This window comes from [Clostridium] celerecrescens 18A, assembly GCF_002797975.1.
In the GTDB taxonomy this organism is placed as follows: Bacteria; Bacillota; Clostridia; order Lachnospirales; family Lachnospiraceae; genus Lacrimispora; species Lacrimispora celerecrescens.
On record NZ_PGET01000001.1, the window covers coordinates 4,422,708 to 4,436,360 of the forward strand.

Below are 13,653 nucleotides of genomic sequence, written 5' to 3' on the forward strand. Positions count from 1 at the left end.
TAATTCTTGTAATAATAATTTAATTTTTCCGGTATTGCGGGATTTTGAATGATATACAGGTTCCCATATTTTTTTTACTAAGTATTTTTAATTGAGAAGTGTTTCCATATTGCATTACCAGGCGGCTGTTAACATTGGTCAGGCCGATGTTTTCCTGACTGGGAAGATTGATTTTTTCCTTGAGGGCAGCCACTTCTTCTTTGCTCATGCCAACACCTGTATCTATTACGGTAATGGTAAGCCATAGATTTTTCTCAGCTATTTTGAGTTTGATAAAGCCTGAACCTGGAAGGGGCTTGATGCCATGATACAGGCTGTTTTCAATAAGTGGCTGCAGGATAAGCCTCATGATGGGGTATGATTCCACTGCCTTGTCATAATCGTAGTACAGGATGTATTTATCCTCATATCGGTATCTCTGGATACTGTCATATTTCTTCAGATATTCAACCTCATCTCTGATGGTTACCATGGAGGTGGTATTTTGAAGCGAATATTTGAGAATATCGGAGAGTGCTTCAATGATGTTGTTCAGAGACGTAGGTTCACCGGTAAATTCAATGGCCTTAAAATCCAGTGTCTGCAAAGTGTTAAAGAGAAAATGTGGATTGATTTGAAGCTGTAGAGCAGCCATTTCCGCCAGCTTTTGTTCCTGCTTCTTTAATGTCAGCTGATTTTTTAGGAACGTCTGATGAACAAATAGCCGGACGATATTATTCAAAATAATATCATATTCATCCTTGATAAAGCTTGGCTTCTCCTGATTGTAGGTACCGCGTTCTGCATCGGAGAATACAGTAACAAAGTAATCGATCTGCTGAAAGTTTTTCTTGGTAATGGTATAAGCAATCCAGACCATTGTGCAAATCACCACTGCCAGAACCATAAGTAATTGGAAAAGCAGCGTGTACAGCGCCAGATAGTAATTAGACTTGCTGGTGCATGCGGCGATATAGGTACCGCAATCGGCCGGTATGATTCTGACATAATAGTTCTGGTGGTTAAAAGATATCCAGTCCTGGTAGGGCTGGTCAGAAGAAGCCATTACCATAGATACGATGGCCTCCCTGTCGTGGTCGCCTAGTTCCGGCATGTTCCCGTTTCCTTGTAAAAGAAAATTGCCCTGTGAGTCAATGATAAAAAACTGATCCAGATTAGAGCCAGAATTGAGAAGCTGCTTTAACTGCTCTTCATAGATATTGACCAGGATGACGCCCTGGAACATGCTGAGCTTTCTGTAATAAGTCAGAACAGGGGTAGGCCGGCTGTAGGAATATAAGGTCATATTCCGTTTCTCAATCCACTCGCTTTTGTCTGAGGTTTTATAGGATTCCATCCAGTTTAAGTCAGAAAATTGTGACAACTGGGCAATACCTCCGGTATAAGAGGTAAGGATGGAATCATATCCATCCAGATAATAATATACCGAGGAGATATAAGAAGCATTACTGGTCAGAGAAGCAAAATTGGAGAAAATACTGTTAGTGAGGATCACATCCATGTAACCAAGCTGCTTATGAGATATAAAATTGCGCAGCGAAATGGACATCCTGGGATTTCGGACCAGCATATCATATTGAGTAGCAGCGCTGTCAAGAACAAGGGAATAGCTGTCTCTGACGGCCTGGGCTGACTTGATGGCTTCGGCTTCTATATCCTTTTGCTTTCCATACACAATGGCAGCGAGAAAAATCATAAAAACGGTAATGATGGGAAGCGTGATGATGCCTGTATAATATAAGAATCGTTTAATAAAATTTCGTTTTCTCATGTCATTCTCCGTGAGGGGGGCAGTGATTCTGCCGGTACTGCGATGGCGTCATATGGAAATACTGATGAAAAGCCCTTGAGAAATTCTTTGGATTGTCATACCCCACCCGGTAGGCGATCTCATATTGTTTATAACCAATATCTTTCAGCATTCTGGCTGCATTATCCATACGAGTCTTAAGCAGATAATTGGAAAAGCTTATATTGGAGTGCTCCTTCATGACCTTCGATAAATAATTGGGGCTTAATTCCACAAGTCTGGCTGCTTGTTCCAGCGTGGCATTCTGGTAATTCGTATCCAGATAATTCTTAACCATGCTGATAAGCTTTTCATAATAGCTCAAATTCTCTTCTTCCGGTGCAGGAGAACGATGATTTTCAATATTGAGATTTTCCCTGATTTTTGTAAGGCAATCAACCAGATCTTCGTATTTGACTGGCTTTAAAAGATAGTCAATGGCACCGCTGCGCAGAGCCCGTCTGACATAGTCGAAATCCTGGTATCCACTGAAAAAAATAATCCGGACCTTCCTCTTTGAAGAAAGTTTTTCTGACAGTTCCAGTCCATCCATAATAGGCATCCGGATGTCGGAAAGAATCAGATCGACATGATTTCCCAGTATGAATTCATAGGCTTCCTTGCCATTGGCGAAGCAGCCGGCTACTTCAAAGCCCAGTTGGTTCCAGGGAAACAGGTTTAAGAGGCCGCTGCGGATCTTGGCTTCATCATCAATGATGATCACTTGATACATTATGAACACTCCCTTCACTAAAGATCTAATTTTATTATAAAGAAAAAAAATAAAAAAGCATCTTTTATTTTTAAGGAATTGGTCGGATCGTTGAAAATGAAGAAATTTAGTTCATAATGATACTCTGTCCGGAAAATTAGTAGAAAATGATACGATTCTATCGTGTAAGTTTCTTACTATTTTATAAAACTTCAGTTACAATAATCATAGTTAATGATTCAGTTAAAAGCAAACGGAGGTAAAGATTATGAAAAAAGTAACGAAACTGACATGCCTGCTTCTAACAGGAATAATGGCAGCAACCGCCTTGACAGGCTGCACGAATAAACCGGCAGCCACGTCTTCCGGAGTGGAGACAGAAAACGCAGCGGATCAGACAACGGCAGGAAAATCATCTGCAGAACAGATAACACTCCGCTTCATGTGGTGGGGCGGTGACGCCAGAAATGAGGCGACATTGGCAGTGATTGAACAATATCAGAAGCTTCATCCGGAAATAAAGATTGAGGCAGAGATGAATTCCGACCAGGGTTATATTGATAAGGTATCCACCATGCTGGCCAACGGAACCGCACCGGATATCATGCAGCAGAACGTGGACTCTCTCCCTGACTTTATATCCAGGGGCGATTTCTTCGTAAACTTTAATGATTACCCTGATTTATTTGATACCTCAGGTTTTGAAAAGTCATTCATCGGCCAGTTCGGAACCTTTGACGGCAAGCTTCTGGCCATCCCCACCGGGATGTCCTGTCTAGCCACCGTGGCCAATGAAGATGCAGCTAAAACCTGCGGAATTGATTTAAGCAGGCAGATTACCTGGGAATCAATGCTGGAAGACGGGAAAAAGCTTCATGAACAGAACCCTGAGTATTTTTATATGAATACGGATACCAGAATTTTGTGTGAATATGTGTTAAGACCATATCTTCGTCAGCTGACAGGACAGCCCTTTATTATTGATGGCGAAAAGAAGATGAGCTTTACAAGAGAACAGCTGGTAGAAGTGCTTCAATATATTAAAGACTGCTATGAGGTCGGTGTTTTCGAGCCTGCAGAAGACAGTGCAACCTTTAAGGGGCAGATTCATACCAATCCTATGTGGATGGACGGGAAATTTGTATTTGCTTATGGTCCTTCTTCCAGTATCAATCTGCTGATGGATGCCATTCCAGATAACAAATGTACGGTGGTGCAGATGCCCTTATCTGCAGATAGGGTTAATGACGGATTCTTTGCAGATACACCCCAGTACATGACAGTAAACAAGAACTCCAAGCATGCGGAGGAAGCAGTGAGATTTCTGGATTATTTCTACAACAATCCGGAAGCTCAGGCGACATTAAAAGACGTCAGAAGTGTACCGCCGACCTCTACAGCAAGAAACCTTTGTGCAGATAAGAAACTGTTAAATCCAGTTGTTGTAAGTGCAGTAGATCTGGCAGCAGGGTTAAATGGCAAGAGTGACAAGGGGTATACTACCAGTGCGGAAGTTTATGCCATTCAGGAAGATATGATTGAAAGTGTTGCTTATGGACAGAGTACACCGGAAGATGCTGCCGATAATGCGATTGATTTGATCAATGATTACTTAAGCGGTTTAAAATAAGAGTACGTAATGGGCTGCCGGAAATGAACTTTCATTTTGCGGCAGCCCTTTTAAAAGGCGGGAGGAATAAATAAATGGTTAATGGTAAGGTCAAAACAAAGCCCAAAAGCGGCCAATGGACCAAGAGAAACAAGATTGGTTTTATGTATGTATGCATCTGGATTTTTGGATTCCTGTTATTTCAGATGTACCCCTTTATTAGTTCTCTGATCTATTCCTTTACGGATTATGATATCTTTGATAAGCCTGCCTTCATAGGTTTAGATAACTATATCAAGCTATTTACAAAGGATAAGGAGTTTTGGAATTCCCTGACAGTTACCTTAAAATATACCTTTATTACAGTTCCTGGAAAGGTAATTCTGGCTTTGATTATCGCCATGATCCTAAACAGGGAATTGAAAGGGATCAACTTTATGAGAACTGTGTATTATATTCCTTCTCTATTAAGCGGTTCTGTAGCTGTGGCGATCTTGTGGAAGGTGCTTTTCATGAACGACGGCTTTATCAACAGTCTGTTGGGTGTCGTACATATACCGCCTGTAAAATGGATGGGAAATCCCAGTATGGCGGTGGTTACCATCTGTATGCTGGAGATCTGGCAGTTTGGCTCTTCCATGGTACTGTTTTTATCTGCCTTAAAGCAGGTGCCGAGGGAGCTTTATGAAGCGGCCAGGATAGATGGAGCCACAAAGATCAGGATCTTTTTTAAGATAACGTTACCGATGATTACCTCCATCGCATTTTTCAATATTATTATGCAGCTCATTACAGCTCTACAGAATTTTACATCAGCCTTTGTAGTGACAAATGGCGGGCCTAATAAGGCCACCTACGTGTTGGGCATGAAACTATATACGGATGCATTTAAGTATTTTAAGATGGGTTATGCCTGTGCCACATCCTGGATTTTGTTTATCATCATTATGATTATGACCCTGATCCTGTTTGTGACATCAAAAAAATGGGTCTATTACGATAATTAGGGAGGAGAGACCGAATGAAACACAAAAAAATTAACAATGGAATTACATATGTACTTCTGGGAATATTTGGTATTGTAATGCTGTTTCCGGTAATCTGGATGTTTTTCGCTTGCTTTAAATCCAATAATGAAATATTCGGAAGCCTGGCTCTGCTTCCAGAGAGCTGGAGCCCGGAGGCCTTTATTAAGGGCTGGAAAACAACGGGTACCTATACCTATGCAAAATATTTTATCAACACCTTCGCCTTGGTTATCCCTACCACCCTGCTGACTCTGGTGTCATGTTCACTGGTGGCCTATGGCTTTGCAAGATTTGATTTCCCTGGAAACCAGTTTCTTTTCATGATACTGATAGCTACTCTGATGCTTCCCAATGCAGTAATCATTATACCGAGATATGCACTGTTTAATAAGCTTGGCTGGCTGGATTCCTACATGACATTTTTTGCCCCAGCGGCCGTAGGCTGCTATCCATTCTTTGTCTTTATGATGGTACAGTTCTTAAGGGGGCTTCCCAGAGACTTAGATGAATCCGCTTATATTGATGGCTGCGGACCGTTTCAGTGTTTTATCAGAATTTTGCTGCCTCTTTTAAAACCTGCACTCTTTTCTGCAGGGCTGTTCCAGTTTTTGTGGACCTGGAATGATTTCTTTAATACTAATATCTATATTAATACTGTGGCTAAATTCCCGTTATCTCTGGCGCTGAGAGTCAGTATTGATGTAACTTCTAATATCAAATGGAATCAGGTTATGTCTATGGCTTTGGTCTCAGTAATACCACTGATCATATTATTTTTTGCAGCGCAGAAATATTTCGTGGAAGGGATTGCCACAACGGGTATGAAGGGGTAGTGATAGTAAATAGTTGAACGTAACAATGGAGGAATCATGAAGACTTATAGAAATCCAGTATTATATGCGGATTATTCCGACCCGGATGTGATCCAAGTCGGCAGCGATTATTATATGGTAGCATCCTCATTTTCCTATGTTCCGGGAGTTCCGCTTCTTCACTCTAAAGATTTGGTACACTGGGAGATCATTAATTACTGTGTAAAAGCGCTTCCTTTTGAAAAATATAAGGAACCGTCCCATGGTTCAGGAACGTGGGCTCCCTCCATCCGTTTTCATGAAGGAATATTTATCGTATTTATTCCATTGGTGGATGAGGGTATCCTGGTTGCCAGAAGCGATAATCCTTATGGTGAATTTCAATTAAATATGCTTTGTGAGAGAAAGGGCTGGATAGACCCCTGTCCGTATTGGGATGAGGCTGGGAAAGCCTATATGGTGTTTGCGTATGCAGGCAGCAGGGCTGGAATCAAACATCGTCTGATGCTGGTAGAGATTAATGCGGACTGCAGGTATCTGATAGGAGAACCTCAGATGATTTTTGACGGGGAACAGATAGCGCCAACAACAGAGGGACCGAAGCTGTATAAAAAGAATGGATATTATTACATATTAATGCCCTCAGGAGGTGTGGAAAACGGCTGGCAGTCATGTCTGAGATCCAGGGATATTTGGGGCCCCTATGAATACAGGATTGTCATGCGGCAGGGTAATTCTAAAGTTAATGGCCCTCATCAAGGTGCCTGGATTACATCTCCTGATGGGAAGGATTGGTTTATTCATTTCCAGGATGTAAATGAGCTGGGAAGAATTTTACATCTGGAGCCCATGTGTTTTCTTAAAGATTGGCCATTTATCGGCCAGGACAAAGATGGTGATGGAATTGGAGAACCGGTGGAAGAGTGGCGAATGCCTGTGGAGAACATGCCTGAATATAAAGTCCTTCAATCAGATGAGTTCGAGTCTGAGGTACTTGGGCTCCAATGGCAGTGGCAGGCAAACCCCAATCCCAATAATTATTCTCTTAGTGCCAATCCGGGCTGCCTGAGGCTGTATTGCCGGAAACATCCTACAAGAGATAATCTTTTGTGGTATGCGCCGAATGCGCTAACTCAGATACCACAGAGCAAGTCTTTTACTATGACGGCTGAGCTTGTATTGCACGGAGAAAAGACAGGTGATTTCGGGGGAATCGGCATGATAGGGCACATCTATTCCTACATGGGATTATATCAGACGGAGGCTGGAACAGAACTAAGATGCTACAAAGGAATTGTTATGGACAAGATGTTCAAAGGAAAAGCTGACGAGGAATGCGTTCTTAAACTCAAAGGAAATGGAAATAGAATATGGTTGAAGCTTCGTGTATTGGAGAATAAAACATATCGCTTCTCCTTTTCCTGGGATGGAGAAGAATTTCTGGAGACAGATCCTTCATTTAAGCTTTGCCGGGCTACCTGGACGGGAGCCAAGCCCTGTCTGTGGGCGTGCGCGCGGGAGAATGCAGAGTCGGAAGGTTCCTGCGATTATAAATATATAAGTATCCGAAATGGAGAAACTTAAGCGAACATATAAGTTTTCAGAGGGCAGTGTTAGTATGGCTAAAGAAGAAATGAAGCACTAAGAAGTATACTTCAAGCCTCTTAGTGCTTCATTTTTGCAGATGAGCTGCTGTCTCTTTTACTTTACGTCTATAACTTCCTTCGCCATACTAATTAAATCATCACAGCTCAAATCATCAAAGGAACTGAGCGAATATTCCATACCATTTTCACTCCAGTTTACATAACGAAATATCTTACGCTCTTCTTTGTCGCTTCCGTAGCTGATCATCAGTTTGCCATCTTCCTCCAGCTTTGAATCTTCCGCAGATGGATTTGCATCTGGCGGTAAAAACAGATAGTTATCTTCGAAGGCTTTTAAAGTGATATCCTGATAAACGTCCTGCTTTATCACAGCAGAAGATCCTTGAGGAATCAAATCCTGATGTTCATGGATGTCAAGTGCTACACGATTATTTTTCCCATAACCTGCATAAAGTTCCAGAAAGGAGATCAGTGAATTCTGGTTCTCATCCCTTCCTTCTATCTTAGTTATAGAGCCTTCGTTAAAGGAAATGCCATTTGAAAAAGTATCTACCAGCTTTGGAGCGGTTCCCATCTGGTTTTCAGCTAATTGGACCAGTTCAACTTTTGAATGGACCATATCATCTCGGGATACAGAGCTAAACAGACCTGTAATTTTACCGCCTGCAATTGCCGTGACAGTTCCCATTACTGTTATTGTACACACTGCGGCCAACGCTGCCACCATTCTTTTTTTATTAAATTTCATAATTCCATTCCTCATTTCTATTTTTTTATGAATTTCTCTAAGACAACGATTCTCTGCCTGCACATCCGGCTTTATCTGATCCAACCCGGTCTTTATGATTTGTTTTAATCTGTCATCCCTAAAGTTATCCATGGCAAATACCCCTTTCCATTTCTGTTTTTTCAGTGCCGTCAGCTTTTAATAAATCCTTCAGCAGTTTTCGTGCTTTATGCAGACGGGATTTTACCGTCCCTTCCATGGTTCCTGTAATGTGGGCAATCTCTCTGGTGCTCAATTCATTATAATAGTACAGAAGAATCACAGTACGGTATTTTATATCCAGATGGATGAGTGCTGCCTGGATTTCTTTTGCTGTCTCTGCCTCTAAAACAGATTCCAACGGTCCATCTGCTTTCTTATCTTCCCGGATGTGTTCCGCACTCTTTTTTTCCTCCTCATTCTCTAAAATACCTTCATAAGAGATTTCAGCCCTCCCTTTTTTCTTCCGTTCAAGCCGCCAGGCTGTCCTGACCAGAATTTGATACAGCCACGACTCAAAGCGTTCCGCTTGTTTCAGTTTTGACTTATGAAGAAAGCATTTAACAAAGGTCTCCTGTAAAATGTCCTCACTGTCACCTTGGTTGCCGGTAATAAAATACGCCATACGGTATAGCTTTCCGGAATAGGAACGGTATAGTTCGTCAAATGCTGCTTCGTTGCCATCTATCATGCTTTCCACCAAAGCCTTTTTTTCTTCCATCATAACCTGTTTCCTTTCCTTTTTTCGATGCATCTGATTATAAGAGTCATCGAAGTGCCAATTGGTTCATTTTTAATCGTATAATTTTAATAAATATGAAAAAAAGATCGGAGACGGGGCTCCGATCCTTATGGCTTATATAACTTTCTGATTTCAGATGCATACCGCTGCCGTTGTAACTAGCCGCTAAATTCCATTCTTATTCCTCTTAATAACCTTAAGCCTGGTGAACTCTTCCCTGTCCTTTTCTTCCAGTGAATTGGTAATATTCCTAGTCAGTGTCTCATACCTGGGAATCGTAATATTCTTTAAGGCGTTGGCCCGTTTCTGGGTCCTTTTGATGCTGTTTGCCAGACGGTACGCAGAATTCTCTACCATGGAAAGCTTTACTGTCAGCTTCTTCACCTTTTCAAACTGGTAACGGGCTTCGTCCAGAGATTCCCTGGTGTTGTAATAGGCATAAGTCAGGTTTAAAGGCATTTCATCATGCTCTACCAGGGGGATTTCCGTTCCCATAATACTCCTGGTCTTAATTCGTACTAAATTGTCCACAGGGACTGCCATGGCAATGTCCTGCACATAGTTGATCCCCAGTTCAATGTTTGCCTTTTGAAGGGCCTTATAGGCGGAAGTAAAGGTGACATCGATTTCAGACTGAATTCCTTTTGCTTCGTCGATCAGGCTCATCAGTTCCTTAATGAGAATGTTCCGTTTTTTATCCATCAACTCATAGCCCTGTCTGGCTAAGGCCAGAGAGCTTTTCGCAAGGATTAAATTTCCCTTGGTGGGAAATGTATTGGGATTCATGGATATCCCTCCTATTCTGACCGTTCGTCAATGGTGGTTGACTTGTAATACTGGTCTAAGACCTTGGTGTCGATGCGGTCCAGCTCGGCCCTTGGAAGAAGGCCTAAAAGCTCCCAGCCGATGCTAAGGGTTTCGATGATGTTCCGGTTGGCATGATTTCCCTGCCCCACAAACCGGTTTTCAAATTCCTTGCCGAAGACCAGATACATTTTATCAATAGGAGATAGTTCATCTTCTCCGATGACCGATGCCAGAGCTCTGGCGTCTCCTACCTTGGCATAACAGGAGAATAGCTGGTTTGCCAGGCCCTGATGGTCAGCTCTTGTAAAGCCTTCTCCTATTCCGTCTTTCATCAGACGGCTTAAGGAAGGAAGGACGTTAATAGGCGGATAAACGGACTGGCCGTATAAGCTGCGGTCCAGAACGATCTGTCCTTCTGTAATATATCCCGTAAGGTCTGGGATGGGATGGGTGATGTCATCATTCGGCATGGTCAGTATGGGAATCTGGGTCACGGAGCCATGCCTCTCCTTTACGATGCCGGCCCGTTCATAAAGGGATGCCAGCTCGCTGTATAAATAGCCGGGATAGCCTTTTCTGGAAGGGATCTCCCCCTTTGAGGAGGAAACCTCTCGGAGAGCCTCCGCATAGGCCGTCATATCGGTTAAAATAACAAGTATGTGCATTCCCTTTTCAAAAGCCAGGTATTCCGCCAGTGTAAGCGCCACCTTCGGAGTGATCAGGCGTTCCACCACAGGGTCGTTTGCCAGGTTGATGAACATGGCCACGTGGTCGGAAACGCCGCTTTCCTCAAAGGTACGGCGGAAGAAGTCCGCCACATCATATTTCACACCCATGGCAGCGAACACCACAGCAAATTTTTCGCTGGAAAGAGCGTCATCTCCCAGAGAGGCCTGCTGTACGATCTGGGCTGCCAGTTCGTCATGAGGAAGGCCGTTTCCGGAGAAGATGGGGAGCTTTTGGCCCCGGATCAGAGTCATCAGCCCGTCGATGGCTGAAATTCCCGTACGGATATAATCTCTAGGGTATTCCCTGGTAACAGGATTTAAGGGTTTTCCATTAATGTCCAGACAGATATCGGAGTTGATGTCTCCAAGCCCGTCAATAGGCTCTCCGATACCATTAAAGGTGCGTCCCAGCATGTCTTCGGATACAGCAAGCTCCATGGGGTGTCCGGTGAGGCGGGTGTGAACATTTCTTAAGGCAAGCCCATCGGTTCCTTCAAACACCTGGATGATCGCCTTATCCTCGTAAACCTCAATGATACGTCCCAGCTTCTTTGTCTTTTTTTCTACGGTCATTTCCACAATTTCGTCGAAAGCAGCATTCTGGACGCCTTCTAAAACAACTAATGGACCGTTGATTGCACTAAGTCCTAAATATTCGATTGCCATAGCCTGCCTCCTCCCTATGCATTGCGTTCGATGACGGAATCATAGAAGGCATCTACCTGCTTTTTGTAGTCATCAAACATGTCAAGTCTGTCGTTAGGTACATCATATTTAATGGAAATGATCTTGTCAAAGATCGGATCCTCTTTTAATACGGACATAGGCATTCCCATGGAAACAAGGGAACGGGATTTCTTATATAAATAAAGGATTAGATCCATCATTTTAAACTGTTTTTCCATTGGGACACAGGTATCGTCCTTATGGAATGCGTTCTGCTGTAAAAATCCGATCCTGATCACCTTTGAGATTTCCAGTATGAGCTTCTGGTCATCGGGAAGCATGTCTCCGCCGATCAGCTTTACGATCTCCATCAGGCTGCTTTCCTGAGTCAGCAGGAAGACCAGACGGTTTCTGTAGTCTACGAATTTCTTATCCACTTTTTCCACGTACCAGGGTGCCAGATCAGTCAGATATTCAGAATAACTGCTGAGCCAGTGAATGGCCGGGAAATGTCGTTCGTTTGCCAGGTTTCGGTCCAGGCCCCAGAAGCAGCGGACAAAACGCTTGGTGTTCTGGGTTACCGGCTCAGAGAAGTCACCTCCCTGAGGGGATACGGCTCCGATAATGGTGACTGAGCCTTCGGTTCCGTTCATGTTCTGAATCATCCCGGCTCTTTCATAAAAGGCTGATAGACGGGAGGCCAAATAAGCCGGGAAACCTTCTTCCGCAGGCATCTCTTCCAGACGCCCGGACAACTCTCTTAAGGCCTCGGCCCATCGGGAGGTGGAGTCCGCCATGATCGCCACATGATATCCCATATCCCGGTAGTATTCCGCCAGGGTAAGGCCGGAGTAGAGGCTGGCTTCACGGGCGGCTACTGGCATGTTTGAAGTATTGGCAATCAGTGTGGTCCGGTCCATCAGAGGATTTCCGGAACGGGGGTCAACGAGCTCAGAGAACTCCTCAAGCACCTGGGTCATCTCGTTGCCACGTTCCCCGCAGCCAATATAGATGATAATATCCGCATCAGACCATTTGGCGATCTGGTGCTGGGTCATGGTTTTTCCTGTACCAAAACCGCCGGGGATACATGCGGTACCTCCCTTAGCAAGAGGAAACAGGGTATCAATGATCCTTTGCCCGGTGATAAGAGGCTTTCCGGCCGGGTATCTCTTTAATATGGGTCTTGGCACGCGGATGGGCCACTTCTGGGTCATGGTAATCTTCTTTTCGGACCCGTCTAAAAGCTGTAGGGTCAGCAGTGGATCAGATATGGTATAGGAACCATCCTCCACCACGTCAAGGATATATCCTTCCATATCAGGGGGTATCATAACCTTATGGACGATGGCCGGTGTTTCAGGAACCTCGGCAATGATGGTTCCCGGTAACAGATGATCACCCTTTTTTACTGTTATGTGGGTCTTCCAGAGCTTCTCGCCGTCAAGGGAATCCACATGAATCCCCCGGTCAATATATGCCCCTCCAGTCTTTGCGATCTCGCTTAAAGGGCGCTCAATTCCGTCAAAGATGTTATTTAATATGCCTGGGGCCAGTGTGACGGATACGGGAAAGCCGGAGGAGGTAACCGTTGCTCCCGGCTTTAAGCCGCTGGTTTCCTCATATACCTGAACAATGGTGCGGCGGTCTGTAAGGCCGATGACCTCACCGACTAAGTGGTCCTCGCCCACATAGACCATTTCATTCATTCGGAATCCGGAATCACCCTTTAAATAAATGACAGGGCCGTTAATGCCGGAAATGGTGCCTGTATTAGTCATTAGCCGTACCTCCCATCAGATCCTTTATATCAAAGCGAAAGTCGTGTTTTGCCTCCGCCAGCTTGGTTTGAAATGAATTGTCGATTAATATATGCCTGGAAGGGATAACAGCCCGGGTTCCTCCCAGAAAGGAGTATTCGCTCACCTGGATGTCAGAGCCGCCTGAAATTGCCAGTTCATTGATCTTATCTTCATCTGCAGGATCGATGTAAATGGTGATGAATTCCTTTCCTGCCAGGGCTTTTGCTTCACGTATCTGTTTTTCCAAGAGCTTTGTATATTCGAGAGATTCCATAAATGTGGCAAGCTTATCCCGAAGCTCCGAAAACAGCTTATCTTTCAGCTCATCCTGTTTTTTTCCAAAGATCCGTTTCATGCCGATCTGCTCCAAGGAAAGCTTTTTGTTGATTTCCCGTTCGATCCGTTCGCTCTCCAAAGCTACCTGGTGTGCGGCCCTTCGCTTTGCATCTTCCTGATGCTCTAAAAAGGTCTGCTCCAAGGCAGCTGTATATTCATCAAGCATCTTTGCACTGCGGGTTCTGGCATCTTCCATGCAAAATCCCAGGAAATGCTGTAATTTTTCCTCAGTCGTCAAGATGACCACCT

The 13,653-nt window shown here is 43.9% G+C and carries 12 protein-coding genes; 4 read left to right on the top strand and 8 right to left on the bottom strand.

The features are described from left to right. Nucleotides 1–19 precede the first annotated feature (19 nt). Together H171_RS20020 and H171_RS20025 are read right to left on the bottom strand one after the other, a co-directional pair. Complete coding sequence (locus H171_RS20020; RefSeq protein ID WP_100306700.1) at nt 20–1,771, bottom strand: sensor histidine kinase; 1,752 nt, start codon at nt 1,769–1,771, stop codon at nt 20–22. A gap of 1 nt (nt 1,772) precedes the next feature. Then, the gene (locus H171_RS20025) at nt 1,773–2,522 is read right to left on the bottom strand and encodes a response regulator transcription factor (RefSeq protein ID WP_100306701.1); all 750 of its coding nucleotides are present in this window, start codon (nt 2,520–2,522) and stop codon (nt 1,773–1,775) included. Between the two features lie 247 nt (nt 2,523–2,769). On the opposite strand from H171_RS20025, the gene H171_RS20030 reads away from it, so the two are divergent. The 4 genes from H171_RS20030 (at nt 2,770) to H171_RS20045 (ending at nt 7,534) form a co-directional block, all read left to right on the top strand. Continuing rightward, nucleotides 2,770–4,131 (top strand): ABC transporter substrate-binding protein, encoded by a 1,362-nt coding sequence (locus H171_RS20030; RefSeq protein ID WP_100306702.1) that lies wholly within the window; start codon nt 2,770–2,772, stop codon nt 4,129–4,131. A 74-nt stretch (nt 4,132–4,205) separates the two neighbouring features. Continuing rightward, complete coding sequence (locus H171_RS20035) at nt 4,206–5,117, top strand: carbohydrate ABC transporter permease (RefSeq protein ID WP_100306703.1); 912 nt, start codon at nt 4,206–4,208, stop codon at nt 5,115–5,117. A gap of 14 nt (nt 5,118–5,131) precedes the next feature. Then, entirely contained in the window at nt 5,132–5,971 is an 840-nt protein-coding gene (locus H171_RS20040) for a carbohydrate ABC transporter permease (protein ID WP_100306704.1), read from the top strand. Nucleotides 5,972–6,007: 36 nt separating this feature from the next. Further along, on the top strand, nt 6,008–7,534 hold the full coding sequence (locus H171_RS20045; protein WP_100306705.1) for a glycoside hydrolase family 43 protein: 1,527 nt from the start codon (nt 6,008–6,010) through the stop codon (nt 7,532–7,534). Nucleotides 7,535–7,651: 117 nt separating this feature from the next. Here the strand turns inward: H171_RS20045 and H171_RS20050 are convergent, their stop codons facing one another. From H171_RS20050 to H171_RS20075, 6 genes are all read right to left on the bottom strand, one after another. Next, nucleotides 7,652–8,437 (bottom strand): hypothetical protein, encoded by a 786-nt coding sequence (locus tag H171_RS20050; protein ID WP_100306706.1) that lies wholly within the window; start codon nt 8,435–8,437, stop codon nt 7,652–7,654. Continuing rightward, on the bottom strand, nt 8,430–9,047 hold the full coding sequence (locus H171_RS20055; protein ID WP_100306707.1) for an RNA polymerase sigma factor: 618 nt from the start codon (nt 9,045–9,047) through the stop codon (nt 8,430–8,432). The genes H171_RS20050 and H171_RS20055 overlap by 8 nt, the downstream gene beginning before the upstream one ends. A 183-nt stretch (nt 9,048–9,230) precedes the next feature. After that, nucleotides 9,231–9,851, bottom strand: a complete 621-nt coding sequence (locus H171_RS20060; protein ID WP_100306708.1) for a V-type ATP synthase subunit D — start codon at nt 9,849–9,851, stop codon at nt 9,231–9,233. An 11-nt stretch (nt 9,852–9,862) separates the two neighbouring features. Then, nucleotides 9,863–11,266 carry a V-type ATP synthase subunit B gene (locus H171_RS20065; RefSeq protein ID WP_100306709.1) on the bottom strand — a complete coding sequence of 468 codons (1,404 nt, stop codon included), beginning with the start codon at nt 11,264–11,266 and terminating at the stop codon, nt 9,863–9,865. 14 nt (nt 11,267–11,280) lie between these two features. Then, entirely contained in the window at nt 11,281–13,047 is a 1,767-nt protein-coding gene (locus H171_RS20070; RefSeq protein WP_100306710.1) for a V-type ATP synthase subunit A, read from the bottom strand. Beyond that, complete coding sequence (locus H171_RS20075) at nt 13,040–13,642, bottom strand: V-type ATP synthase subunit E (protein WP_100306711.1); 603 nt, start codon at nt 13,640–13,642, stop codon at nt 13,040–13,042. The genes H171_RS20070 and H171_RS20075 overlap by 8 nt, the downstream gene beginning before the upstream one ends. Between the last annotated feature and the right edge of the window lie 11 nt (nt 13,643–13,653).

What these genes read in the sequence shown, in the direction of transcription:
- H171_RS20065 (WP_100306709.1), bottom strand. Translation starts at nt 11,266, where the DNA reads ATGGCAATCGAATATTTAGGACTTAGTGCAATCAACGGTCCATTAGTT.
- H171_RS20045 (WP_100306705.1), top strand. Translation starts at nt 6,008, where the DNA reads ATGAAGACTTATAGAAATCCAGTATTATATGCGGATTATTCCGACCCG.
- H171_RS20020 (WP_100306700.1), bottom strand. Translation starts at nt 1,771, where the DNA reads ATGAGAAAACGAAATTTTATTAAACGATTCTTATATTATACAGGCATC.
- H171_RS20060 (WP_100306708.1), bottom strand. Translation starts at nt 9,851, where the DNA reads ATGAATCCCAATACATTTCCCACCAAGGGAAATTTAATCCTTGCGAAA.
- H171_RS20035 (WP_100306703.1), top strand. Translation starts at nt 4,206, where the DNA reads ATGGTTAATGGTAAGGTCAAAACAAAGCCCAAAAGCGGCCAATGGACC.
- H171_RS20025 (WP_100306701.1), bottom strand. Translation starts at nt 2,522, where the DNA reads ATGTATCAAGTGATCATCATTGATGATGAAGCCAAGATCCGCAGCGGC.
- H171_RS20055 (WP_100306707.1), bottom strand. Translation starts at nt 9,047, where the DNA reads ATGATGGAAGAAAAAAAGGCTTTGGTGGAAAGCATGATAGATGGCAAC.
- H171_RS20040 (WP_100306704.1), top strand. Translation starts at nt 5,132, where the DNA reads ATGAAACACAAAAAAATTAACAATGGAATTACATATGTACTTCTGGGA.
- H171_RS20030 (WP_100306702.1), top strand. Translation starts at nt 2,770, where the DNA reads ATGAAAAAAGTAACGAAACTGACATGCCTGCTTCTAACAGGAATAATG.
- H171_RS20050 (WP_100306706.1), bottom strand. Translation starts at nt 8,437, where the DNA reads ATGGATAACTTTAGGGATGACAGATTAAAACAAATCATAAAGACCGGG.
- H171_RS20070 (WP_100306710.1), bottom strand. Translation starts at nt 13,047, where the DNA reads ATGACTAATACAGGCACCATTTCCGGCATTAACGGCCCTGTCATTTAT.